Source organism: Streptomyces asoensis, from assembly GCF_016860545.1.
GTDB lineage: Bacteria > Actinomycetota > Actinomycetes > Streptomycetales > Streptomycetaceae > Streptomyces > Streptomyces asoensis.
Map to the genome: position 1 here is coordinate 1,685,566 of NZ_BNEB01000005.1, position 21,447 is coordinate 1,707,012.

Sequence of the window (21,447 nt, forward strand, 5' to 3'; positions counted from 1 at the left end):
GAAGTCCCGAACTCTGACGAACAGCCCGGGAGTTGCAGACGTGCAGGAGCAGCCGCGCGGCACTGACCCGCTGGAGCGCCTTGACCCGGTAGTCCTGCATCACATCGTCAACACGCTCGGGTGGCCCGATCTGCGCCCGCTGCAGAAGGCGTCCGTGCACCCGCTGATGAACGGTGAGGACGCGGTCCTGCTCGCGCCGACGGCGGGCGGGAAGACGGAGGCCGCCACCTTCCCCCTGCTGTCCGCCATGCGAGAGCAGCGCTGGACCGGCACCTCAGTCCTCTACCTGGCCCCGCTCAAGGCGCTCCTGAACAACCTGGTGCACCGGGTCGACAGCTACGCCCAGTGGCTGGGGCGCCGAGCCGCCCTCTGGCACGGCGACACCCCCGAGTCCGTACGCCGTCGCATCCGCACCGAATCCCCCGACTTCCTGCTCACCACACCCGAGTCGCTCGAAGCGATGCTCATCAGCGTCAAGACCGACCACGCACACATGCTGGGCCGGGTGCGTGCCGTCGTCGTTGATGAGGTGCACGCCTTCGCTGGGGACGACCGCGGCTGGCACCTGCTCGCCGTGCTCGAACGCCTGGAACGGCTCGCCGGCCACCGCATCCAGCGCATCGGGCTGTCCGCCACAGTCGGCAACCCCGACGCCCTGCTCACCTGGCTCCAGGGCGCACGCCCCGCCGATCGCCCCGGCCTGGTCGTCGCCCCCGGCGTGACTCTGCCCGCCACAACCGGCACGACCGAACACCCGCGCCCCGCAGGGGAGGCGGAGCTCGACTACGTCGGATCGCTCGCCAACGCCGCCAAGGTGATCTCCGCCCTGCACCGGGGAGAGAAACGGCTCGTCTTCTGCGACTCCCGCAAGCAGGTGGAAGAACTCGGTGCGGCACTGCGCGCCCGCGACGTCACCGTGTTCCTCTCACACGCCTCGCTGTCCACCGACGAACGCGCACGCTCCGAGCAGGCATTCGCCGAAGCCCGCGACTGCGTCATCGTCTCCACCTCCACCCTGGAACTCGGCATCGACGTCGGCGACCTCGACCGTGTCATCCAGATCGACTCCCCCGGCACAGTGGCCTCGTTCCTGCAGCGCATCGGCCGCACCGGGCGTCGCGCCGGCACATCCCGCAACTGCCTGTTCCTCGCCACCCGGCCCGACACCCTGCTCCAAGCCGCCGGCCTGCTCACTCTGTGGGCCCGTGGCTGGGTGGAACCCGTCACCCCGCCCCCCTCACCCCGCCATCTCGTCGCCCAGCAGCTCCTCGCCGTCACCCTGCAGGAACACCGCGTCGGCGACCGGTTGTGGCCCGAGCAGTGGAACGGCCTGGCTCCCTTCGACCAGTCTGCCGCGCCCCTCCTGTCGCACCTGGTCGCGGAAGGCTTCCTCGACAGCGACGGCGGCATGCTGTTCATCGGCTCCGAAGCCGAGAAGCACTTCGGCCGCCGGCACTTCATGGAGCTGACCGCCTCCTTCACCGCACCCCCCGAGTTCACGGTGCTCGCTGGACGCACCGAGATCGGCACCACCGACCCCACCGTCCTCACCGAAGAACGACCGGGCCCGCGCCGCCTGCTGCTGGCCGGCCGCAGCTGGCAGGTCACGTTCATCGACTGGGCCCGACGCCGTGCCTTCGTGGAACCCGTCGAGGACGGCGGCATCGCCAAATGGCAGGGCAGCGAAGCCCGCGGGCTGTCCTACGTCCTCACCCGCGCCATGCGCGACGTCCTGCTCGGCACGGATCCCAACGTCCGCCTCACCCGCCGCGCCGTCGCGGCCCTTGCTGAACTCCGTATGGACCGCGCACCCCACGAAGTACACCCGGCGGGCACCCTGCTGGTCCGCGACGCGGACGCCACCCGCTGGTGGACCTGGGCCGGGTATCGCGCCAACGCCACCCTCGCCGCCTCCCTCGGCAACCTCGCCGACCCCGTCCAGCGCCCCACGGACACGCATATCCGGCTCCGCCAGGACCTCTCCCCCACCGACTGGAAAACCGCCCGCGCCGAACTCCCCGACTCCCTCACCCTGCCCACCGTTGACCCGCGGGCAGTCCGCGGCCTCAAGTTCTCGGCGGCCCTACCGCCCCGCATCGCAACCACCACCCTCGCCGAACGCCTCGCCGACTTCGACGGCGCCCTCGCCGCAACCCGCGAGCCCGTACGGATGGAATGGGGCACCTGAACAACCCGGAGCACAGGCGAATTTTCGGGCGGCTGAGGTCCTTCTCGGCCTGGAGGACGCTCGCGCTTGTCTCGATGTCGATGCGGTCGCCGGTGCCGTCTACCCACCTAGGCTTGCACCACGAGGGGCAGGCAAGTCCTGCTCACCAAGATCGAGGTCCGCCTCCAGCAGCCACGCCCCAGTTCCAGTCCTGGTACCAACGCACTTACTCGAGCTCAAGAGATCGCCCATTTGAGATGGAACCACTCAGGTCGCCATGACCGTGTCGAGATACTCTTGCACCGGCTCGAACAGCCCATATGGCACATACTGCGGGATATCACCATGGGCGACCCACGCAAGCTCAGCCAACTCCTCGGCGTCCGCGACATGAGCAGTACCGCCCACCACCTCACAGGCCGTGTACGACATCAACCGACCTGTCTTCGGGTGGACCCGCTCGCCGAGCAGCTTCATGGCGGCCACCTCCACCCCGGTCTCCTCGTGGGTCTCTCGTACGGCGGCGTCTTCGCGGCTCTCGCCCGGCTCAATTTCGCCGGCCGGGAACTGCCACGAGAGCTGTCCCTCGCTGACCCGGCGCCGCACCATGAGCACGCGCCCCTCGCTGACGACGATGGCCGCGGCGATGCCCGGCTGCTCCTCCGCGTTCTGCTGCGTCACGTCTGCTCCTCCAGGACAGCCAGGATGGGTGGGAAGATCGTATCGACGGGGATGAAGCGGGGGACCGAGTTTCTTGGGACCCACATGACATCGATCTTCTCGACTGCGTTCGTTGCCGAGGCGTAAGGCGGACTGCAGCAGGCAGGCGTAGCGGCCGGTCCAGCGCTCGACCACGTCCATGATGCTGCCCCCTCATCGTCGCTCTGGTGCAGGAACCTGCGCGCGGAAGGTGCACTCCTACCGCACTGGCACTGCATGGTCACGCAGCTGGAGCATCGGAAGAATCGGAGTCGCCAGGAGCCAGGCAAACACCCGCCACAGGCTCAGCCCTTGGGCAGGCCACAGAAAGGACGAGTCACGCTGCCGCGTAGCTCGCCAGGAACAGATTTTGCGCCCGCTCCACATCCCTCGGCGTACGCAACTGCACCTCCAGATCACCCGTCCCATGGTGACCGAGACCGGAGACATCCCGGGTGAATCCCGGGACAAGGTCGACGTCCTTCGGGTCAACCTTCAGGTAGACCAGCAGCTTGCTCCGCTGCGGCGGACAGAGGCAGGCGAAGTTCCGCAGCCGCTGGTACGCCCGGTACGTTTTGCGCTCGACGCGGTTCACACCGTCCCCGAGCCCAAGCAATGCCTCATCGACCGCGCTCGCCAGCTCAACCATCGACGCGTCCTGGATGCCGGCTGTCGCCCGGGCAACCGCCTGGCGGCGGGCTCGGCGTGCCGCCTGCATGCCGCCGCTCCCGGACGCCACGGTCTCAAGCCCAAGCAGGTCGCTCCCGAACAGTCGGTAGCGAACCAGGTCGATCGACCGCCGGTGCTCGTGCACGGCATGCACGTCGTAACGCGTGAAGTCGCCGGCGATACAGATCAGGCGAGGGCTGCTCCACAAGACCTGGGACGCGGCCCTCATCCCGAGCCGGTCGAGGACCAGGTGCTCGAACTCGGCACGGTGGTCCATTAGCCACGCCAGGTAGAACAGGCCCTGGTTGATGACGCCGGCGTCGATGCCGCGCTTGTACTCGACGATGACCGGCGATCCGTTCTCGTCCAGCCCGAGCGAATCGATCCGGCCCTTGTGGACCGGCCCGGTGCCGTACTCACTCGCCAGGAAACGGACACCTAGCAGCGTCTCCATGTGCGCCTCGACGAGACCCTGCACATCTGCCTCGACCTCAGCAAGACGCGGCATGACCTCGCTCACGCCACATTTCGATGCGTCCGTCCGGAACAACTTCAAGCCGACCACCCCCGTTATCGCATAGGAGATCGACAACGTCGGACGGGCAGAGATTTGTTTCCGCAACCGGCGCGAGTCACGTGAAGAAGGTGTGCCGATGCCCAATCGACTGAGTCAGCTGCCCCGGCGCGCAGCACGCAGGCCGGTGGTACCCGTGATTCGTCGGCGTCCAGCACGAATCCAGCACACTACGGGAGATGCGGAGTTGACAGCAGGTGACGAGGGGTCAGGAAATCCAGCACCTATCCAGCACGGTCAAAATTAAGGGGCCTGACCCCGAAGAGCCAGACCCCAATTGACCTGCAGTGGCGCAACGGGGCGAACTGCGACCCAGGCAACACCCAACTCATCCGTGGTAACCGTTCGTCACAGTGCTGGGCAGTGCAGTGAAGTGCTGGACTCTGCCGACTCCTCTCCGGCATCGTGCCTCACGCTGTCAGAGTGAGCCCCTCCACGGCGAGCGAGGCAACATAGCCCCAAACCGCCGGTTAGCCAAACCGGCGATAACGCGGAGTATTGACGGTCACCGCGATGACCGGCGCATGCGGTGTCCGTAGGCCCGGCACGGGCTACCCGCCAAGACGAAAGTAATCGGAATGAACACGCAGATCGAAGAGACTCTGGGCCCTCGCTATAGCCCCGCTCACATCCGCGCCACCTGGGACGGAACGGGGAGCGTGGAGGACGCCTCAAAGGCGCTGGGATTCTCACGGGCCAAGGGATACGACCTGATCCGCAACGGGCAGTTTCCGTGCCGTGTGCTACGCATCGGCCGTAAGACGCGTGTTGTCACGGCGTCTCTACTCCGCGTCCTCGAAAGCGGAGATCCGGAGTATAACGATGCGCGCGCCGGATGCCGCCCCACGCCCTAAGCCAGCTTCGACGAGGCTTCGCTTCCGGCGGAGCTTCGTCGTTCCAAGCGCGCCCTTTAACTACCCCGCTCTGAAGGCAGGCTGGCCAGCCGTGTCACCGTCGCTGTCGTACCCCCACGCTACGGTGTCATCATCTTCGGTGAAGACGATTTACGGGATGGCGCCAGTGCAGCTCACCACCTGTTTCAACACGCTCCTCACGGACACGGTCAACCTGAGCCGGCTCAAGCTCGACATGCTCGACAACCGAGTGGACAGTGTCTACCGAGCCCTCAAGGCAGACAAGGAGATCGGACACCTCGTCCTCGACAAGATCCCTCAAGGTTCGTGGGCGCAGAGAACCATCATCAACCCGGTCGGCGACAAGGAGTTCGATGCCGACTTCCTCCTTCTGATGGAGGAGAACCCGGACTGGCACGGCAGCCCCAAGACCTACATCGACAAGGTCTACGCGGCACTGGACCGCCACAGCCGTTACCGCGAGATGCCGCACTCGCGCAAGTGCCGTTGCGTGCGTCTGGAATACAAGAACCTGATGCACGTGGACATCGTCCCGTACGTCCAGCTCAGCGACGGCCGCGAGGTCATCGTCAACCGGGACGACAACTGCTGGGAGGCGACGGACCCCGAGGGCTTCACGGCCTGGATGCGCAATCAGGACGACATCACCGGCGGGAACCTGCGCAGGGTCATCCGGCTGCTGAAGTACCTGCGCGACCACAAGAACTCCTTCACCGGAACCCGGTCGATCATCCTCACGACTCTGCTCGGAAACCAGGTCAGCGACACCAAGACGCTGATCGATCCGGGCTACTACGCCAACGTCCCCACGTCCCTGCTCCACCTGGTCCAGGACCTCAACACTTACCTGCAGGCCAACCCCAACAAGCCGTCCATCGCCGACCCCTCCGGGTCGGGCGTCACGTTTGACCACCGCTGGACCCAGGACACCTACGCCTACTTCCGCGAGCGAATCCGCGTGCACACGGAGGAGATCGAGGCTGCCTACCACCATGCGGACAAGGAGACCAGCATCGAGCTGTGGCAGGGTCTGTTCGGCACCGGCTTCAAGGAGCCCGACGCCCAGCAGAGCAGCGCGAAGTTCCCCGCCGCGTCCGTGGCCGCCGTGACGACGACGGGGCGGTCGGGGCGCGCTGGATGAGCAAGCGAAAGCCTGGGCGGTTCGGCGCTCCCACACCGTGGCAGAGACAGGCGCTCGCGGATCTCCGCGCGATCGGCGCCGAGCAGCCGGACACCCTGCGCGTGGTGGGAGTGCCTGACCGTACGGACGACGGCGCCCTGGCAATCACGATCGAGATCGACACGAGGGGGACCGTCTCGGTGGAGGGAGGGATTCAGCTCCAGCCGCGCGAGCGGTTCGTTCTCAGCGTCCCGTCCTCCCCGCTGCTCCCCCCACAAGTCGACGTAACGCACACCCGGTTCATCGGACACCCCCACGTCCTGCAGGGTTACCGGCTGTGCTTGTACCTGGACCCGGCGCGAGAATGGAACCCGGCAGGCGGCATCCGCTCCAGCCTAAACCGCCTGTGGGCCTGGCTCGGCGATGCCGCCGGCAACCGGTTCAACGCCTCAACCGCCCTCTATCACGCGGTCGGCGGAGTCCTGCATCAGTCCGCAGGAACACCCACCATCGTTGTGCGTGAACCCGTGCTCGGAAAGTGCGTCCAGGCCGGATACCTGATCCCAAGGACCGCTCAGCGCCTGGACCTCACCTTCACTCCACAAGAACCTCCCACGGCACGCCTGCCGGTCATCATCCTCCCCGCGCCCCTGCCAATGGGAGCCGGCACCACACTCGTCGAACTCCTCCAGCAGATCGATGCGCCACTCGCCAGCCGTGCCCCCACCGCCAGGCCGTTCGCGCCAGCCGTGCTGACCTCCCTCGCGACCAGCGTGGTGAGAAACGCTGAGGACACACCCCAATACCTCCTCCTGGCCGTACCCCACCCCGCCGGCGGCCCACCCCACCTGCTCGCGGGCCGAATCCCCGCAAGCGCCGCCAACGAACTCCGCAGCCTCGCAAGGCGCCAGCCCGGTTGCCTGAGCACTCTCACCCCCAGCGCGGTCAACCCGGCCCTCCCGATCGAGTGGTGCCAAGTGTCCGACGAACGGCATGCCGTCACAACCCGCCGCGACGACAACCGCCCCGTCAACAGCTACCAGAACAAGCACATCCACATCTGGGGCTGCGGAGGCATCGGATCCTGGACCGCCGAGTTCATCGCACGCGCAGGAGCAGCACGCATCACGCTGTGCGACCCCAGCGTCGTCACCGGCGGGCTGCTCGTCCGGCAGAACTTCCTCGAGACCGACCTCGGCGCGGCCAAGGCCGCCGCACTGGCTGACCGACTGCGTAACATCGACGACCGCCTGACCGTCGACATCGCTGAGGGCCTCGTCCCCGAAGACGCCGAACAGATCATGAACCACGCCGATCTCGTGATCGACGCCACGGTCAGCCTGGCCATCGGGCAATGCCTCGATGCCCTCGCCCGCACACCCAACCGCAAGGCAACCCTCGCCCAGATCGCCACAGACACCCGCACCGGGACACTTGGCATCCTCACCGTCTGCGCACCGGGAACCCTCCAAGGCCCCCACAGCTTGGACTCCCTGGCTGGCTTTTCGGTACTTGACGACTACCAACTCGAGCTGTACCACGCCCTGTGGCAAGAAGCAGAGCCCGACGACGAACTCATACCGACCCGCGGCTGCTCCGTTCCCACCTTCCACGGATCCTCAGCCGACCTCGCCGCCGTCGCCGCCACGCTCACCACGTTTCTCGGCATGCAGCTGGCCGCGTCGAAGTCGGGAACCCACCTGGTCGCTCTTCCACACGCCCGCAGCGGACCGCATCATCACTACGTTCCCCATGTCCCCTAGCCCGGCCGGTGCGGCCAGACCGAGCGCCCATACCCCATACTTCCGCTGCATGGCACCACAGCAACAGACCGGTGTCCCCGAACCAAGGCCCATGACACACTCAACCCCCGCCTGCGCCAAGAGGAGTCGACCTGTGGCACGCAAGTCCATCCCCGACGTCGAGCGGCTCAAGGTCTGGGTCCGCGCCGGCGGACGATGTGAACTTTGCGGAACCTACCTTCTCGAGGGAAAACTCACCTATCAGGACTTCACCCTCGGAGAGCTCGCCCACATCGTGGGGCAGGACGCAACGCCGAAGTCACCGCGCGGCATGGACCCCCTCCCGAAGGACCAGCGCGACCTGGCTGACAACCTCATGCTGCTGTGCCGCGGCGAGCATAACGAAATCGACCGCAAGGGCTCTCTCGACGTCATGACGGTCGAACGGCTCCGGCGCATCAAGCGCGATCGGGAGGAGTGGATCCGGCGGCTGACCGGTCTTAACCCGGAAACCGGCACCGTGGTAATCCGGCTGATCGGACAAGTTCGCGGCCAGGAAGTCGAACTCACCAAGCCCACTGCCGCCGAGGCCGTCATCCGCTCCGAAGAGCGATTCCCCGACTTCCCCCTCAGCCTGCACGGCGACGGCTTCGAGATCGATCTACGACGCATACCCGGTGAGAAGGCCGGCGGGCCAGCGTACTGGAAACAGTGCCAGCAGCAAATCGATCGGGTCCTGGAACACAAGCTGGCGGAAGCGCTGCGTGAGGACTCGGTGCACCACGTGAGTGCCTTCGCCTTCGCCCGCTTGCCACTGCTTGCCTATTTCGGCTCCCGCTTGGACGACACGTTCACCGTCTCCATCTACCAACGGCACCGCAGCACGGAATCCTGGTCCTGGCCCGACACGACGGACCGGATGGTGCGCTTCGTCACCGAGCCGCCTATCTCTCCTGCCCCTGACGCCTCTGACGGAGTGCTGATATTGAACATCTCCGGATCGATCCAGGCAGAAGAGCTACCCCAACAGCTTGCCTTGCTTCCGCGCTGGACGATTCACCCGCACGACGTCACCCCGTCCGTCGATGTAATCAATTCCGTTCCCACGCTCAACGAGTTCACCTCGGTGCTCCGGCAACTGCTCTCCGAGCTGGAGGCCAACCACAAGAACCTACGACGACTGCACGTACTGGCAGCTATGCCCGTTTCGGCTGCGGTGACGCTCGGCCGTGTCCACGATGCCAACGTTCACCCCGACCTGGTCATCTATGACCGCACCGCCGGCCAATACACTGCAGCGTTGCGCATCTCTTGACGATCACGCACAAGGCGGCAAAACCTGTCGCAATGATTGCGTGCCCCGACTGCCGCGTGATCAGGACCCGCAGCACCGTGACCGCCGAGTTCCGCTGCCGCGGTGACCGCATCCTCACATGGCCAGCCTTCTCCATGCCAAGCGGGCCAACGCGCTGACCGAGCCGGCGGCGCGCCGATACCCCGCCGCTCTCCCCGGGACCGGCGGCTCAAGTCCGCTTCTTGCCGTGGTGAGGGCGGATCCACCGGTTCACGGTCGGCCCCACCCCTCACACTCTCAGCCCGTTAGACCGCCCCTGCGTTCCCGCGTACGCTCGGCCTGGGTCGTGTCGTCGCCGATGAGGCCGGCGAAGACCAGTGCGCGTGAGCCGTCGAGACTGGCCTTGATCTGGGCCTGGATGATGTCACTGGCCCTGCCACGGGTTCCGATCCAGCCGTCCTGCACGAGTTGGGTGAAGGTCGTGTTGTCGAGATACCGGGGCACCGTGTGGTAGCCGAACAGCTCACCCCCTTTCGGACCGGTGGCCAGTCCGGGCCGCCCTCGCAGCCACTCGACGTGTTCGCGCGTGAGGTACATCCCGCCGATCAGCGCATCTCCCTTCGGCGCCACTTGTTCGGACTTGCAGAACTTGATCCAGCACGGCTGGTGAACGAAGCGGTAATCGGCCGGCGGATCCTGTTCCAGCCGCATACACGCCTCTTCTACCTGCCTCATGCGCTTGAGCTGGTCGTCAAGATCACCGTCCGGCCGATATCCCCACTCTCTGCGCCCGGCTCCGACCTGGACCATCTTCTTGTACTGGACAAGGATGAAGCTGTCCCGGCTCACATGGTGATAGATCAGGTCGACCCCCAGCGTGTCCTCAGCCGGCAGGCGGTTCACGTTGGCGATGAACAGTTGCTGGTCGCCCTTGTGGAATACACGCTTCGCGAGATGCTCCGCGTCACTTCCGATCCAGTCAGAGAAACGTTGCGCATCGTGAGCGACGAGGTGATCCTCGTGCGCCGGATGTCCCGGCAGGGTGGCGAAGACGGGGATCTGATCCCCGCCCTCTTCCGGGAACTTCGCCTCTTCGATGATGCTCCGGTCGAATCCGCCCAGTTGAAGTGCCAGTCCGGTGGCATCTCTCTGCTCCAGGAACAACTCCCGCACTCTGCCGAGGATCCGGACACCGCCCACCCTTTCCTGCAACTGGGCGATGACCGCAGCCAGATCCGCGCGGAGCGTGGTAAGAGCGTTCAGCAACTCTTCGCCGGACCGCTTCGTCAACACGCCGGACCGGTCGACTGCGTCCCTGTGTCGGAGCGGAAGCTGGTCGGACAAATCTTCCATCGGGACCGGAGGCGCGACTCGATGGAGTTGAGTCACCTCGACCACACGCCGGAAGGTCCCGGCGGGGCGACCGCACCGGGCCTGCCCCACGTATTCGACTCGCGGTCGACCTCTCTCCTGCCCGGTCACCACCAGGACGACATGTCTGCTCTTCCACTCGTCCCGTTCTCCGACCGACTCCCAGCCGGCATCGAGTTGCTCCTGCCGCTTCCGGCTGCCGAGGAACTTGGCCTCGCCTGGGGTGCACCGCAGTATCGCCACCATTCGATCACCGTACGCCGCCCTTCCTGCGGATTGCCACGACTCGTCGCCGGCATCGGATACGTCGCCAACCCTTGGGAGAGCAGAGGGAATCGGACCTTGGCACTCCGCACCTCATACGGGCGTCCCTTCTCTCCCCGATCGACGCCCGCGACCGCTCTGCCACTCCGTACGACCCGAAGAACAACAGCTCGTCCAAGAGGTCGAGGATCTGCGAACGGCTCCCGGCTCGACCGGCCTGGGCGTACGCACGGAACCAGCAACCCACCGAACGTGATGGGCACCGGCCCGGCATGAGTCGCGAGGTCGGTGGAGGCCGGGCCGCACTCGTCGATGAACCGCCTCACGGCCCCCCCTGACTTGGCCTGGGCGCGCGCCCGTTCGCCCAGCACCGCCCGGGCCGCGTTCTGGCCATCGAGCGAGTCCGACTTGCCGCGCCGGCGACGGTCCCGCGCCGCGGGTTGCGGGATGTCGCGGGCTATTGCGACCCGTTGGGGCTCGCGTACGGAGGCGATCCGGCGGGCTCAACGGACGGGCCAGTACAAGCAACTCCCGTACGTGCGGGTCGTGTCCGACGAACTGGCCAATCTACGCGAGCAGTTTGGCGACCTCTGGTACGCGTTGTCCACGCTGCTGGGGCACGACGTCCCCTCGGTCACCAAGGACGTGTAGCTGTAGCCGTCCACCGCGCTGCAGGTTGACTACTTGATGGCGCTCCTGACGAGGAGGATCACCCGGCGATGGAGGCATCTGGTGCTCGACCAGGCCGCGGCGGCGATCAGCGCGTGGGTAACCGTAAGCGCGAATTCTCAATTCACAGACTCTGGCTGCGTACGAAAGCCAGTCTGATGGGGCACTCGCGATGAGCACACAGCGCCACGCAGGCGTCAGGGTCAGAGACGGGGTTCCAGGCAGAGCAGATCTCCGCCCTGGGTGCCGCAGAGGATTGTCGGTCTTTCTCCGGAGGCCACCGCGATGCACTCAATTATGTGGCGAGGGGTGAACTGCAAGATCTGCTGGCCATCACCTAGGCTCCACAGGCGAGCTGTGGCATCCCAGGAGATGGTTACGGCGTTCGCACCGTCCGGGGTGACCACCACCGCGTTCACTCTGCTGTCTTGAGCATGGCCGATGAGAGTGTACAGCTCCCGTCCGGTAGCCAGGCTCCACACCCGGCCTGTGCCATCCCACGACGCTGTGACAGCCCGGGTGCCATCCGGCGTGACAGCCACCGCGTGCACCGCGCTGGTGTGGCCTCTCAGGGTGTGCAGCTCCTGCCCCGTGGCCAAATCCCACACGCGAGCAGCGCGGTCTATCGACGCAGTGATGGCACGAGAACCATCAGGGGTCACTGCCACGGCGTATATGAGGCCAGCATGTTTAGCCAGAGTGTGGAGCTCCTCGCCCGTGGCCAAGTCCCATACGCGGGCGGTGCCGTCTGCTGATCCCGTCACAGCACGAGAACCGTCAGGGGTGACCGCCACCGTAATCACATTGCTCGTGTGTGCTTGGAGGATGTGCACGGCCTTTCTAGTGGCCAGGTCCCAGACCCTTGCAGTTTCGTCACGCGATACCGTGATGGCGTGGGTGCCATCTGGTGTGACCGCCGCCGCATTCACCACGTCCGTATGACCCGTGAGGATGCACTGCTCCTGTCCGGTAGCCAGGTCCCATATGTGAACCCGGTCTGCATCCCCCCACACTTGGGTGCTGAACTCATGATAGGCCGTTATGACGTGGGTACCGCTCGAGGCAAGCGCGCTCACGTAGCCGTTCGTGCCATGCGCAAGGGTGTGAATCATCTCTCCAGTGGCGAGGTCCCACACCCGGGCCGTACCGTCGCTGGATCCGGTGACTATCTGAGTGCCATGGGGCACCGCCGCAACCGCACTCACCGGCTTGGAGTGGCTCACGCTGTAGTGCGCCTGTTCCTCGGCGAGGTCCCAAACCCGAGCCGTACCGTCACCGGAGGCTGTGACAGCCCGAGTGCCATCCGGAGCAATAGCAACCGCGTACACGCCCTGGGCGTGCCCTCTGAGGGTGTGCAGTTCCTGTCCAGTGGCCAGATCCCACACCTTGGCCGTGCGGTCCTGGGACGCGGTGATGACTCGCGTCCCATCCGGCGTGATCGCGACTGCTTCTACCCAATCCGCATGGGCGAGTATGTGCAGGTTTTGCCCCGTCGCCAGGTCCCAGACTCGGGCAGTCCGGTCTCGAGACGCGGTGATGGCACATGTGCCGTCTGGAGAAACTGCCACGTAGTCTGCTGTGAAATGGTGGCCAACAAGCGTACGTAGCTCCTGTCCGGTGGCCAGATCCCACACCTTGCCCGTGCCGTTCAGAGAGCTAGTGATGGCGCGGCCGCTCTCAGGTGTCACCGCGACCGCCTCCAAATCGTAACCGTGGGTGAGCGTGTGTAGTTCCTGGCCGGTGGCAAGGTCCCACACCCGGCCTGTGCCATCCCCTGAGGCTGTGACGGCCCGGGTGCCGTCCGGCGTGATCGCAACGGCCACCACCCCTTTGGTGTGACCGGTGAGCGTGTGCAGTTCCTGCCCCGTGGCCAGGTTCCACACCCGGCCTGTGCCATCCCCTGAGGCTGTGACGGCCCGGGTGCCGTCGGGCGTGACAGCCACCGAGCGCACCCACCCCTGGTGTCCCGCCAGCGTGTGTAGTTCCTGGCCGGTGGCAAGGTCCCACACCCGGCCTGTGCCATCCCCTGAGGCTGTGACGGCCCGGGTGCCGTCCGGCGTGATCGCAACGGCCACCACCCCTTTGGTGTGACCGGTGAGCGTGTGCAGTTCCTGCCCCGTGGCCAGGTTCCACACCCGGCCTGTGCCATCCCCTGAGGCTGTGACAGCCCGGCTGCCGTCCGGCGTGATCGCAACCGCCCCGGCGCCGGCGAGGGTGTGAGTGAGACAGGAGGAATCACTGCTTGTAGCCCACACGGCTCGTAGATGCGGCAAACGTTCCTCATCTAGGTAGGCGGCGATTACATGCACGAGATCGCGGTGCCCGCCAGCAACAGCCTCATACAGCAGTTGCTGGAGCAAGAAACCCTGCTCTGCGTCCTTGTTCCATTTACGGAGGTGGTGGGCTTGACGCCTGACCAGCCGGTACACGGCGCTCAGCTCGGGGGGTGGGTAGCTCATGGCGGCGAGAACGCGGGCGTAATCGGAAAGCAGGGCATCGATGCCAGCCAAAGCGGTACGGGCCTGAATGAAAGCGGGATCCGTGAGCCGGACCGCGAGCCTCTGGACGCCGGGCTCCGCACTCTGGCCGGGAGCGCAAGCAGCTGCAACGTGTGTGGCCAGATGCTCGACTAGATAGGGGGAGTCGACCCAGCGCTCCTGGTGGGCGGCTATGAGGTGTTCGGCGATTTCGGCGTGGGTGTGGCGAGGGTAGATGTGCAAGTCGCCGGGCTGACGGAAGAAATCACGCAGTGACTGGTGGTAAGGGCGCATCGCACCCTCAGGGGTGATATGCATGTATGGTCGACATACATGCAAGGTGTCGTCAAGTTCGCGTTCTCGAATCCCAGTAATGAAGACTAGCTCGGCCCTGGTGAGGCCATCACCTTGACTCTCGACCAATGCAGCCAATAGAGGCCGAAAGCGCTGTTGCCAGGCGTCCGGCGCCGCATATATTGCCCGGCTCATAAAATCTCGGTAAACGTTGGTCAGGCCACGGGGAAGCGGAAGTTCCGCGAGGTCTACTGGCATTGGGTGTCGGCCGAGGATATCGTCGAGGACGTATTTTGCGTAAAGGAAGTTGCCCTTTCCAGATTCAGCGATCCTCTCAGCGAGGGTGTTCCGCCCGGAGGCGGGGGCGGCACGCAGTCGGTGACGTGCGTAGGCAGCGACGTCGTCCACGTCTGGTGGCTCGTCATCGAGTAGGTTCAAAGACTGCAGGTGGCTGCCGACATAGTGGGACAATTGGGCAGCGGCAAATCCTGGCCGGCTAGTGGCGATCAGCCGCAGAGCCGGGGGCGGGTCACGACCCATCTCGCTTGCCAGCAACTGTGCCCAGGTGACACCTTGGGCACCTTCCACCGTCTCGTCCAACGCATCGATGAGGACAACTACTGAATTGGCCAGCGACCCGTCCTCCTGAAGGCGTTTGAGTGGCGCGCGGAGCACTTCATCGAACGCCTGTCGCGGCTCAATTTCCCCCAGAGCCAGATGAACTCCGGTCAACGTCGAGTTCACCATGGACCTGACCTTCTGCCTGGCTTCAATCTTGAGAAAGATCTCCCGGTGGCGGCTCCCCACCAGGCGGTGCGCGTATCCAGGAACGGATTCAGCCAACTGCGAAGCGAGGTTCTCTAGAATCTGCACGGCACTCAGGGATTCTTGCCGGCGCTGCTGGCAAAAGTGGACGGCTGCCAGCCGCCCGTCGCTGCAGGACCGCATCAAGCGGGCTGCGAACGCCGTCTTGCCACCACCGGGCTCTGCTTCGATCAGCAACACGCGCCCTGTGCCAGAGAGCCACATGGCAACCGCATTCAGTGCCCATTCTCGGCCGATGAACAACTCATTTTCGGTTATTTCTGCTGGCACGGCGCTCTGCTGTTTGCGACTCATTGAATCCTTCAGTCGGTCGGATCAGCCCCTGAGGGCGGACCTTCCGGCTCATCAGTGCCATCTATCCCCACAATTTTCGACTTCTCCATATCTCGTGCCCGCTGTCGAACGCTCAAGTCCCCTGATCCCATTTGCTTGCGAACGCCGGCGACTGAGCTATTGCGCATATTGCGCACGCGTTGACGTACGCTCCAGCGCTTCGATGTACCGCTGGAGGATGCGTTCATGCGAGCGCGCCAAGCTTCGAACCCAGCTTGCGTCGCCACCAACGCCAACAGGGCGGCTCCCAGTGGCCAGGCCCAGCCCGAGACAAATAGAGTCACGACGATGACGACTGCCGTCGCCAATACAACCGAGATTGCCGCCGCAGTGGCCCTGCCGGGTCCGGCCATGACGCAACTCCTTGCAGCCCTTACATCGCGCTTCCATTCCATTAGACATTCCTTCCGCGTAAGCGGCACATGCAGGGGCGATCTGTCAACAATAAGTGACCGCAATTTGACTATCGGTTACCATGGTCTCGTGGAGTGCGGATCCCTCTCGGAGGGCATGGCAGCTCCGCGAGGCCGGACAGCCCCTGAGCCCGGTCCAGATCGAACGGCGGGACGTCGGCCGCACGACGTCAAGCTCGACATCCTGTACTGCGGCATCTGCCGCTCCGACATCCACTTCGCCGGTGGCGACTTCTGACCCTGCCTGTGAGCCCGCTGGTCCCCGGCCACGAAATCGTCGGCGCGGTGACCGAAGTGGGCGACCAGATCACCAAGCACCAGGTCGGCAACCGAGTCGGTCTCGGCTGCATGGTCAACTCCTGCCGCGAGTGCGAAAACTGCCGACAGGGCGAGGAGCAGTATTGCCTCAACGGACACACCCTTGGTCTTCAGCAACGCCGACCGCGACGGCACGATCACCCAGGGCGGCTACCCCGAGGCGATCGTCGCGAATGAGGACTTCGTCCTGCGCGAGCCCGAGACGCTCGACCCCGCGGCGGCGCCCCTGCTGTGCGCGGGCATCACCGTGTACGCCCCGCTCAAGCGCTGGGGCGCCGGCCCCGGCAAGCACGTCGCGGTCCTCGGCCTGGGCGGACTCGGCCACCTGGGAGTCAAGATCGCCAAGGCGATGGGCGCCGAGGTCACCGTGCTGTCGCGGTCGGAGTCCAAGCGGGAGGCCGCCCTGGCCCTGGGCGCGACGGATTCCCATCGCGGACACCCGAGGCTCATCATACGAACGCGCACGGCACGGCCTGGCTCTGGTGATCGGTGCTCTCGGTGTGGTCTTCGGTGACATCGGCACCAGCCCGATCTACACCCTCCAGACGGTTTTCAACCCGAGCGATCCGCACCTCGTCCCCGTCACGACGCAGAACGTGTACGGGGTGGTGTCGCTGGTGTTCTGGTCGGTGGTGGTCATCGTCCTGGTTACCTACGTGCTCTTGGCGATGCGCGCCGACAACGACGGCCCGGCATCATGGCGCTGATCACCCTCTTACGGCGATACACCTCGCGGCCGGCCGGAAAAACCGCCGCCGTACTGGCCGCGCTGGGCATCTTCGGAGCGTCGCTGTTCTTCGGCGACAGCATGATCACCCCGGCGATCTCGGTCCTGTCCGCGACCAGGGCCCCGGTTCTTCCAGGCTGACGCTGCTTGCAGAGGGACATCTGGTTTCAAGCGAGCCGAAGGCGTTGGTCGGGGGCGTCTCGGCGGAGAGGGTCGGGGGACTCGTTGATGCGCATCAGCCAGTCGTAGGTGCGTACCTGGATGTGGGAGCGCCGGGCATGCAGTTCCCGGATTTCGGCGGCTGCGTCGTCGTAAGTCTCGCGGGCCATGATGATTAAGCCTGGGACTTCAGCCGTGATACCCGGCAGGCCCAGTCCGTCGGCGTCGCGCGCGGAGCGGGCGTAGTGCAGATTGGTGGACAGCCACCTGCGCCAGTCCTCGATCTGGTCGACCGCGTGCCGCAGGGTGGCCGTCGCCCGCCTATTGCCGGGGTTGGTCAGGCGACTGACCGGGCTCTCCAGTTCGACCAGCGTCCACCGAACTCCGAGTGAGGTCTGACCGGCGATCATGAAGTCGGCCATGTAGTGGTTGCCGAGCTGGACCTGGGGCCGGATCCAGGTGTCGTGGGTGCCCACTACGGTGCCGGCCAGCAGCGCCGGGTGCTTCTCCAAGAGCCGCTGCATCGCGGCCTCTTCGTCCGCTGTCTCCAGTGCGTTGCGCAGTGCCTCGATCGCCGCCGGGGTCGCTGGAAAGTTGATCCGCCAGCGTTCCAGCTGCGCCTCCTGTGCTCGGGTAATTCGAGCCGGGTTGCTCTGAACCGCAGCGGCGTGTTCGCGGGCCAGATGGAGCTGATCGAGGTAGCCGTCCTCACCGGGGCGGGTGATGCGGGTGACCCGGTGTGGGGCAGTGCCGAGCCCGTGGCCGCCCCGGAAGTGCAGTCGGCCATTGGCGCCGATTGATGAGATCTCGCCGTGTATATCCGGCCCCTTGCGCCGGTCGCGAGCGGTAACAACGTCATCGACCGCAGGCTTTAGCCGACGCAGGGCGGCGGCGGACTCGCGGTCACGGGCGACGCGCAGCCAGGCGTTAAGCAGCTCCCGGCATCCGAGCTTGTCCATTTCGGGAACCGCCAGGTCCGTGCGGTTCGCGAGATCGAGGAGGACCTCGTACTCGTCGTCGCCGAAGTCACCGGCGAGCGTGAGCGCCAGAGGCATTCGAAGCAGGACGCGCAGCTCGGCGGCAGCGACCAGCGCGGGTGTGGCCTGTCCTAGGGGCAAGGCCAAGGCGCGGGCGATGGTAATCTGCTCGGCCGTCGGCGCCTTGCACTTACGTTCAAGGCTCTCGGCCACGACCTGCCACCGTAGCTCTGGCACTTCCCCTCCTTCTGAAACGACGCGCCCACCGTAGCCGCAAGCGGCGACGTGGTGTGGTGGTTCTTCGGTGAGCTTCTTCAGCGTTGCCGCTCCAGGGTGAGGACAGCTTTGGCGATTGACGTCATGCGGTTCGGGCTGCCGTGGGCTCTGCGGAAGATCCGCCAGGACTTAAGGCGGGCGACACCGCGTTCGACCGGTGCCCGTGCCGCGGGCAGGGCCCGGTTGACGGTCTTCTCGGTGCAGGTGAGTTCCTGCAGGGGCCTGCGTTTGATGCCCGTGGTCAGCCAGGGGCCACCGCCCTGGTAGGCAAGATCCGCCAGGATGGGGACGCCCTGGCGCTCGCAGATGTGGATGATCCGGTGGGTGCCGGCGGCGGTCAGGTCATGAGACCGGCCCGGCAGCGCGGGTGAGAGCCACAGCAACCGGCCGTCCGGATCGGTGACCACCTGCACGTTCAAACCGTGGCGCCGGTGTTTGTGGGATTAGCCGGCCCGGCCGTCGCCGACCCGGTCGCACTCGGCGAGGATGCCGTCGAGCAGGACGAAGTCGGGTTCGTGCTCGCGCAGCGTCTTCAACAGACCCGGTGCACGTTCGGCGAGCAGGTCGACGACCGCGCTGGTGTAGGCGTGGGCGGTGGACTCGCTGATCCCGAATCCAGCGGCGATCTTCGCGAGAGTGGTGTGTTCGTGCAGGTACACCAGTGCCACCATCGCGCGCTGGGACGGGCGGAGCTTGCAGCGTCGGTCGCCCTCACGGGTGACGATGAGCATGGTGACCCACTCCGCGAGTGCATGCAGAAGGTCGAGTGCGGCAGGATGGACGACCAACGAGGACCCTGAGCAGCGTGGTTGAGCCGTCAGGCACCTCGATCAACAGCCCGGGGGCCTCGCTCGTTGCGCTTCACGGCCCATCACTCGATCGGTGGCCAACTCGAAGAAGCTCACTGCCTGAACCCGCTCACTGGAGGAGTCTCGCCCCATGGGCCAGGCCATCGTTCGCCACGCGCGCGCCACCTGCGTAGAGGTGTCCGCGTCCGGCGACGGCTTGCGTATCTGGGGCCGCGCTGACGTCCGGCAGGGACGGAAGATCCGGCGCCCCGACGGTACGGCCGTGGAGATCTACGGGACCGGCCGATACATCGGATGCCGGGGCGCCGCCATGGTAACGCTCCGTCAATCCTGGTGGATGTGTCCGCAGTCATTCGGGCTCTCGGCCTGTGGCGTCCAACTCCGGTTTGGGACTGCGAAGCTCCTGCTTGAGAGCGCGCACCGAGCGCACCGCCTTGGCCGCCTTGCGGCAAATGACCGGCACCTGATCCAGCGCGTGTCCCGCGATCCACGTTGCCCCGCTGAGAACGCCGACGATCGCGGCAGCCCACCTGACGGTTTCCATCCGGTCCCTCAACCCTTCTGTAGGGGTCGGACCGGGCACGGGCGCTCGATCCGACCCATGCAAATACGCATGTCGTCGAACCGAGTTCGCCCCTGACGTGCAACGTCTTCCTTCAATGAAGGCGCGTCGCGGATCGAAACTCGAAGTGGATCTCAATACTCAGTGAGCTAACAGTTCGATGACTGGCCGTCAGAACCCGCACCGATTACCGGGGAACTGTCCCGGACTGAGCACTCTCAGGATATCACCTAATAGGACTCCCTTAGCCTCGATCTTGCATGAGGGTCAGCTTGCTGTCGGGCCCTTTCTGCTCGTTCGGAGCGGAGATTTCTGCCTGGGCAGGTTGATGGCCCGGCTGTCCGTCGGGTGAGCGCCGGCTTCCAGGGCTCCGAGATGATGCTGCTGGTAGGGACGGGACACCGCTGGTCAGCCGGGGTTCGGGAGGGCATCGAGCCGGGCCAGGGCGCTGGTGATCACGTCGGTGAAGGGCCAGTGCTGTGCCAGGCGGAGGATGCGGTGGCGGCCAGTGGTGACGAGCTGCGCGGCGGCGGAGAACAGTCGCAGTCGTAGGCGGCGGGGTTCCCACCGGCGGGCGGCGCCGGTCAACGTGAGCGTGGGCGTCCAGGCGAGCAGTTCGAGGGCGAGCTGGACGATCTCCAGCCAGATCTGGTTCTGCGCGGCGTCATGCAGGGGCGGGTTGCGCAGGCCGGTGGCGTGGGCGGCGCGGATGCGGTCCTCGGCGCGGGCCCGCTGGCGGTGCCGCAGCTCCAAAGCGGCGATCGGAACATGCTTGGTGTTGGTGGCGAAGCAGGTCAGGCGCATGCTGTCGGCGTCGGTGAAACGCAACTGGGCACCGGGGTGCGGCCGTTCCTTGCGGACGACCAGCCGCATCCCTCTGGGCCAGCCGGTCAGGCAGTCGCCGTCGAGTTCGGCGACCCAGGCGCCGTCGCGGATGTCGTCATCGGGTTCGACGACGCATCACCGGCCAACTTCCAGATGTGTTCGCGCACTTCGGCCCGGGCCATGCGAAGCGCGGCCAGAACCCGCTGCCCTCCTGCGGCCAGTCGACGGATCAGGCGGGAGGCCGTCGGGTCGGAGGCCACCGGCCCGAACACGGCCGGCTACATCCGCAGCATGCCCACATCGGCGAGGCAGTCCCCGCCCAGCCCGACCGCGAGAGCGACGTCCAAGAGGACCTTCCCAGGGTCGTGGACGGTCCGGTGCTTGCGCCACGGGGTCCGCAACCACCTTGGCCGGGATCGAGATCCGCACCCTGAACAGTTGCAGTGAACTGTTCACTACGTTTTGCTTCCGGTATGGCACAGTCCCTCCGTCCCCAGGCCCTGCAACGCCAACGACTGTTCAGAGGCATGAGCGTGGAACAGCTCGCCGAGGCTGTAGGGGTTACGCCACGTGCTGTACGCCACTGGGAAGCGGGAACACGGACTGTTGGTGACCGATCTTTCGGCCGATTGCTAGAGGTTCTGCGATGTGGCGCGCAGGATCTGACAGGGCGCGAACCGGGTACTGAGAGCCTGGCCGACTTGCGTCGTGATGCTGGCTTGAGCACGGAAGAGGCCGCCTCAGCTCTACGACGCAAGCGTGGTGCACACGGTCTGCATATCAGCGCTGAGAAGATCCGCGATCTTGAACGCGGCAGACGTGTGCGCGGCTGGATGTGGGGATCTCCCGAGACCCTGGGGAGAGTGGCGCACATGATCGCCCAGGTCTATAGAGTCCCCGACCGGGTGGTGATGGATGCCTGGCGCCGCAGCCGCCCGGAGGACCCTCTCCCAGTGCTTCCCGTCCGACGTCCCCGTCAGCCTTCCGAGGAGTCGATGGCTGTATGGA

14 protein-coding genes and 4 pseudogenes are annotated in these 21,447 nt (G+C 65.8%); 10 read left to right on the top strand and 8 right to left on the bottom strand.

The genetic code is table 11. From position 1 onward, the window contains the following. Positions 1-40: 40 nt before the first annotated feature. A complete protein-coding gene (locus Saso_RS30355) occupies positions 41-2,188 on the top strand; it encodes a DEAD/DEAH box helicase (RefSeq protein WP_189925594.1) in 2,148 nt (715 codons plus the stop codon). Positions 2,189-2,434: 246 nt separating this feature from the next. On the opposite strand, the gene Saso_RS30360 is transcribed toward Saso_RS30355, so the two are convergent. The 3 genes and pseudogenes from Saso_RS30360 to Saso_RS30365 form a co-directional block, all read right to left on the bottom strand. After that, positions 2,435-2,848 (bottom strand): NUDIX hydrolase, encoded by a 414-nt coding sequence (locus tag Saso_RS30360; protein WP_189925592.1) that lies wholly within the window; start codon positions 2,846-2,848, stop codon positions 2,435-2,437. Next, positions 2,845-2,955 (bottom strand): annotated as a pseudogene (locus tag Saso_RS39165) (NUDIX hydrolase); the annotation flags it as partial. The pseudogene Saso_RS39165 and the gene Saso_RS30360, both read right to left, overlap by 4 nt. 248 nt (positions 2,956-3,203) lie before the next feature. Beyond that, complete coding sequence (locus Saso_RS30365) at positions 3,204-4,100, bottom strand: DUF5655 domain-containing protein (RefSeq protein WP_189925590.1); 897 nt, start codon at positions 4,098-4,100, stop codon at positions 3,204-3,206. A gap of 587 nt (positions 4,101-4,687) precedes the next feature. Here Saso_RS30365 and Saso_RS30370 point away from each other — a divergent pair. From Saso_RS30370 to Saso_RS30385, 4 genes are all read left to right on the top strand, one after another. After that, positions 4,688-4,963, top strand: coding sequence for a helix-turn-helix transcriptional regulator (locus Saso_RS30370; RefSeq protein WP_189925588.1), 276 nt, complete (start codon positions 4,688-4,690; stop codon positions 4,961-4,963). Positions 4,964-5,120: 157 nt separating this feature from the next. Continuing rightward, on the top strand, positions 5,121-6,125 hold the full coding sequence (locus Saso_RS30375) for an SMODS domain-containing nucleotidyltransferase (protein WP_229901442.1): 1,005 nt from the start codon (positions 5,121-5,123) through the stop codon (positions 6,123-6,125). Then, complete coding sequence (locus Saso_RS30380) at positions 6,122-7,867, top strand: ThiF family adenylyltransferase (RefSeq protein ID WP_189925587.1); 1,746 nt, start codon at positions 6,122-6,124, stop codon at positions 7,865-7,867. Before Saso_RS30375 ends, Saso_RS30380 begins: the two co-directional genes overlap by 4 nt. A 133-nt stretch (positions 7,868-8,000) precedes the next feature. Next, positions 8,001-9,161 carry an HNH endonuclease gene (locus tag Saso_RS30385; RefSeq protein WP_229901441.1) on the top strand — a complete coding sequence of 387 codons (1,161 nt, stop codon included), beginning with the start codon at positions 8,001-8,003 and terminating at the stop codon, positions 9,159-9,161. A gap of 276 nt (positions 9,162-9,437) precedes the next feature. Here Saso_RS30385 and Saso_RS30390 read toward each other — a convergent pair whose 3' ends face one another. Continuing rightward, positions 9,438-10,757 (bottom strand): hypothetical protein, encoded by a 1,320-nt coding sequence (locus Saso_RS30390; protein ID WP_229901440.1) that lies wholly within the window; start codon positions 10,755-10,757, stop codon positions 9,438-9,440. Between the two features lie 890 nt (positions 10,758-11,647). Continuing rightward, the gene (locus tag Saso_RS30395) at positions 11,648-15,334 is read right to left on the bottom strand and encodes a WD40 repeat domain-containing protein (protein ID WP_203833569.1); all 3,687 of its coding nucleotides are present in this window, start codon (positions 15,332-15,334) and stop codon (positions 11,648-11,650) included. Positions 15,335-16,080: 746 nt separating this feature from the next. Between Saso_RS30395 and Saso_RS38520 the strand changes: the two genes are divergently transcribed. Genes Saso_RS38520 through Saso_RS39175 form a run of 4 tightly spaced genes read left to right on the top strand, consistent with a single transcriptional unit; the run spans position 16,081 to position 16,972 of the window. Continuing rightward, positions 16,081-16,281, top strand: coding sequence for an alcohol dehydrogenase catalytic domain-containing protein (locus Saso_RS38520; RefSeq protein ID WP_229901338.1), 201 nt, complete (start codon positions 16,081-16,083; stop codon positions 16,279-16,281). Next, positions 16,208-16,618 carry a zinc-binding dehydrogenase gene (locus Saso_RS38525; RefSeq protein WP_229901333.1) on the top strand — a complete coding sequence of 137 codons (411 nt, stop codon included), beginning with the start codon at positions 16,208-16,210 and terminating at the stop codon, positions 16,616-16,618. Before Saso_RS38520 ends, Saso_RS38525 begins: the two co-directional genes overlap by 74 nt. Beyond that, positions 16,587-16,811: a KUP/HAK/KT family potassium transporter gene (locus Saso_RS39170; RefSeq protein WP_372442511.1), complete on the top strand. Its 225-nt coding sequence runs from the start codon at positions 16,587-16,589 to the stop codon at positions 16,809-16,811. The genes Saso_RS38525 and Saso_RS39170 overlap by 32 nt, the downstream gene beginning before the upstream one ends. After that, positions 16,802-16,972, top strand: coding sequence for a KUP/HAK/KT family potassium transporter (locus tag Saso_RS39175; protein WP_372442512.1), 171 nt, complete (start codon positions 16,802-16,804; stop codon positions 16,970-16,972). The genes Saso_RS39170 and Saso_RS39175 overlap by 10 nt, the downstream gene beginning before the upstream one ends. Positions 16,973-16,998: 26 nt before the next feature. On the opposite strand, the gene Saso_RS30410 is transcribed toward Saso_RS39175, so the two are convergent. From Saso_RS30410 to Saso_RS30420, 3 genes and pseudogenes are all read right to left on the bottom strand, one after another. After that, positions 16,999-18,180: a Shedu anti-phage system protein SduA domain-containing protein gene (locus Saso_RS30410; RefSeq protein WP_189923377.1), complete on the bottom strand. Its 1,182-nt coding sequence runs from the start codon at positions 18,178-18,180 to the stop codon at positions 16,999-17,001. A gap of 101 nt (positions 18,181-18,281) precedes the next feature. Next, positions 18,282-19,031 (bottom strand): annotated as a pseudogene (locus Saso_RS30415) (transposase). A gap of 991 nt (positions 19,032-20,022) precedes the next feature. After that, positions 20,023-20,831 (bottom strand): annotated as a pseudogene (locus Saso_RS30420) (transposase); the annotation flags it as partial. Positions 20,832-20,912: 81 nt separating this feature from the next. Between Saso_RS30420 and Saso_RS39180 the strand changes: the two are divergent. Then, positions 20,913-21,089, top strand: a pseudogene (locus Saso_RS39180) (helix-turn-helix domain-containing protein); the annotation flags it as partial. Between the last annotated feature and the right edge of the window lie 358 nt (positions 21,090-21,447).

Bases quoted from the DNA above. Each gene is read 5' to 3' on its own strand.
- Saso_RS30375 (WP_229901442.1), top strand. From the start codon at position 5,121: ATGGCGCCAGTGCAGCTCACCACCTGTTTCAACACGCTCCTCACGGAC.
- Saso_RS39175 (WP_372442512.1), top strand. From the start codon at position 16,802: ATGGCGCTGATCACCCTCTTACGGCGATACACCTCGCGGCCGGCCGGA.
- Saso_RS30390 (WP_229901440.1), bottom strand. From the start codon at position 10,757: ATGGTGGCGATACTGCGGTGCACCCCAGGCGAGGCCAAGTTCCTCGGC.
- Saso_RS30370 (WP_189925588.1), top strand. From the start codon at position 4,688: ATGAACACGCAGATCGAAGAGACTCTGGGCCCTCGCTATAGCCCCGCT.
- Saso_RS30380 (WP_189925587.1), top strand. From the start codon at position 6,122: ATGAGCAAGCGAAAGCCTGGGCGGTTCGGCGCTCCCACACCGTGGCAG.
- Saso_RS30395 (WP_203833569.1), bottom strand. From the start codon at position 15,334: ATGAGTCGCAAACAGCAGAGCGCCGTGCCAGCAGAAATAACCGAAAAT.